This is a genomic window from Streptococcus sp. HMSC071D03 (assembly GCF_001812125.1).
Classification (GTDB): Bacteria; Bacillota; Bacilli; order Lactobacillales; family Streptococcaceae; genus Streptococcus; species Streptococcus pseudopneumoniae_N.
In genome coordinates this window covers 1-3838 of the sequence record NZ_KV807764.1, presented here as the reverse complement: position 1 = coordinate 3838, position 3838 = coordinate 1, and the positions used below count along the sequence as shown (strand labels likewise).

Here is a 3838-nt window from a genome sequence, read left to right as displayed (position 1 = left end):
CTGATACCACATAATGAACAGTTGACGTTACATCTTTCTTCCATTGATCTGTCGCAGGGTATTTTGGACTCTTTGGATCATTTGGATTGATTGGATCTGTTGGTTTATGTGGGTTATTTGGTCCAACTGGAGTTACATCGTGTTCTAGTCTAACTACGAATTCTTGATCAATGTTTTCATCATCATCAAATTTCTTTTGATCTGCAGTTGAGTTTGTAAATCCATCTTCTACAAGTTTGTAACCTTTATTAACAAAATCAGCAATCATAGCTGCAGTTGAGTAGTTAATAGCTTCACCAGATGTACCTTCAACTTCATCTTTTGCTAATTCCTTATTATTAGCAGTTGTATCAATGTATTTGACAATAGCTTTTTGTTTTACTTTTTTATAGACAACAACTGTTTCATAGACACCCAAATCAGATTTGGCTACAATATTACGCCAATAAGTTTCTGAAACGGTACGTCCACCAGCTTGAGCTTCAATAAGTGTTTCTGGTGCATTACTTGAATCATAAGTCACTGAAACTGAATCAGCTTGAGCCCCAGCTTCTAATCCTGGAACATTAGTTGATAGAATTTCTGGTTTATAGCCTTTGAGTTTTGGCGAAGCGATAGTACCATAATTATAGGTACCAGAATTTGTTCCGTCTTCTTTCCAGCCAGTATCAGCAATGTTATCTCCATCGATATCAGAAATGTGATACTTAGCTTTACTATAAGCTGCTAAGAATTCATCACCATTTCTAACGTTTGAATTTTTTAAAATCTTTTTAAAGCCTTCTTGGTCAATAGAGACATCCAAAGTACGGTTCCATTCTGATGACTGGATAACATCTTTTTTAACTGGAGTTCCATCTTCGTAGACATATTTGATGACATTTTTATGAACACCAGTCGGGTTGATTTTAGAACCATTTGAAACCCAAATGTTTTGACGGTTATCCCCAACAGGGTCAATACCATAAGTTTTATCTTTGGCAATAACGCCTCCTGGAGAAGAACCCGTAGGGACAGAAGGGGCATCTGCTGGTGTTATATTTGGATTATCATTTTTGAAACCGGCAATAGGAATAGACCCACCTTGAATATTGGTCCATACCGAACTTTGCTTTTCTCGACTTTGCTTATCCTTACCATCTTTATTCAATGAATAAACTGTATAGGTTCCAACTCCAGAACCATTATTGCTTGCAGGACCATTAAATTCGATTCTGTTTCTAGACGCTAATGATGGATTTGAAATATAAAGGATGTTCCCATGTCCAATGTCCTGTGGATTGTTTCCTTGAGGAATCGATAGTGGTAATTTACCTGTAATTTCACCTGCTGAAAGACTATCCGACTTAGTATATCTCATAAATGCAACATAAAAGGGATTGTTGAACTGGAAGAAGGTATTTGAACTATTACCTAGCGCCACAGATATCAACTCCGCATAGTAGTTCGTATTATCGTCTCGGATATCTACGATAGAACCTTTATTAGCTTGGAAAAGTGGCTCAGACTTAGTACCATTCTGAGAACCAAGTGAAATGACATCATCCCAGTCATTGTCGCCACGATTGTCCATTTGTACACGGAAAGTCGCGTAGTCATCTACAAGAATCTTACCATTTTCATTAAGGCCAATATAGTTGTAACCATCGTAACTACCCGAAGGTGCACCACCGTTCTTACCTTTACCTACTGAATGAAAGGTATTAGTCGAATGTTTTCCAAAGACTACTCTTGAATCATTTCCGAAATCAAGGGCAACGCCACGACCTTTATTTTCAAAGCGAACTTTGGAATTTTGACCTGTGACAAGTTCTGAGTGATTCCCCATCATAATACCGTCACGACCGTTAAATTCAAATGTTCCTTCTTCGCCAATAAGAACTCGGCTAGGACCATTTTTACGACCGTTGTTACCAGCACCGTAACCACCAAAACGATCCTTATCTGTAACGTTATCCCCTGGACGGTTTATACCAATTGAAATACCTTGACCGATACTAGTATTTAGGACTAACTTAGAGCCTTTACCAGTTTCTACGGTACCACTATCAGCCATGAAAATACCAGCATTATGGTAGCGAGCACTATCAGTTTGCTTGGCAGTGTTCATGTTGATAGTAAGACTAGCTTTATCTTTTACACTGACCTTAGCTCCACTTTCAAGAGTAATAGCATCCCCTTGAGAAGAACGGTTAAGCGTTAAGCTAGCTCCCTCAGCAACTGTTACAGATTTAGCATCGTGAATATTTGACTCACGACGTTTATCTGATTTACCAGCTTGTCCCACGTTCCGTTGAACATACTGAGTTTGACCATTTGCTGCTTGATAACTATCGCTAACTGTTGAAGTTGTATTTCCTTTGATAACGACATTTGTGTTACCACCACCACCATAAAGTGATGAACCCTCACTTGTCACATTTTCAAATGTAACTGTATTTGAACCACTAGTTCTTGATAGTTCAATTGGACCTCTAGAGTTTGCTGAAGCAATCTTAAGATTTTTGAGGTTTAGTTCCCAGCTAGCTCCTGTCAATTCCAAAGTATGCGACAAGAGGTCTAGACGAGCATTGTCGTCCTTACCTTGGATAGTAACTGGACGAGACGGCGCATTGATGGTAGTCTTACGGTCAACAGATCCTGAACGTCCATTGTCGGTATTACCATTATCACCTTGAGCTACGATATCACCATTAACAGTGATATCGCTTACATTTTCATCCTTTAAGGCTGAAACAAACTCACTCCAATTAGATACTTCTCGTTTATCTTCTGAAGTAGCTCGGCGTGTACGAGTAGAACGACGTGCTTCAGCTGAAGCTTTGTCAGTAGACTTATCGTCTTTTTCAGCAACTTCAGCTGGAGCTTTGTCAGTAAACTTATCGTCTTTTTCAGCAACTTCAGCTTTAACTTCAGTTGCTTTCGCCGTTTCTTCACTCGATTCTTTCGCTGATGCTTCTGACTTTTCAGATTTTGGACTCTCGATTACAGGTTTTTCAGAATCTGAAGAAACTCCAGCCTTTTCTGGTGTTACAACAGCTTTATCTTCTACTGTTGATTTTGAATCGGCAGTTTCTAGTGATAGAGTAGACTTATCTGCTACTGTAGGTTTTGATTCAGAAGTTCTTGGTACTGAAGATTCCGATGTACTTGTTGAACTTTCTGGACTAACAGATACTACGGAGGTGAGCAATGTTTCTGAAACATTTACCTCATCAGCACTAGCAACTTGTCCACTCAAAAAGAAGGCAGTTCCTAAAAGAACAGAGGCTAAACCAAAGCTATACTTACGTAAAGAAAAGCGTTGACGCTCATTAAAATGAAACTTCATAGTAATCTCCTTTTTACTTTTTCTTAAATCTTAGTATATCACTATATTTATAAAAATCAAGTGGTAACGCTTACTTTTTACTAAAAAACGTATTACACGAACTAAATTTAATATTTTTTTACATCTCTTATCGAAAACTTAGTAATTCTTTAAGAAATAGAATTAAAGGAACAAACATCCATCTAGTGATGTATTTCATCCCTGCTATGAGAGATTTATCCATTTTTATATTCATACAACTTATTTAACAGTATTAAAATTTTTAGTAAATATTTTTTGCCGAGATTTATAGTTTTATCTTTTAGTTTTTCAACAAATCCTTCTATCTCTGGATATAAAAATGGAGAGAACAACGGCTGTCCTCTCCAAATGTTATAGTGAATTGAAATAGGGTATGAACAAATCGATTAGGAAAGTCAAACTAATTTCTAGAAATATTTTTAGCAGTCTTAGCGTCCTATTCTAGATTCATTCTATAGTCAATTGAAACAAGAACAAGACAAAAGA

General features: G+C 37.3%; 1 protein-coding gene. It reads right to left on the bottom strand.

Going from position 1 to position 3838, the window contains the following annotated elements:
• The coding region (locus tag HMPREF2837_RS06500) for a mucin-binding protein (protein ID WP_075230744.1) at positions 1 to 3331 on the bottom strand (3331 nt) is incomplete at its 3' end.
• Positions 3332 to 3838: the final 507 nt, after the last annotated feature.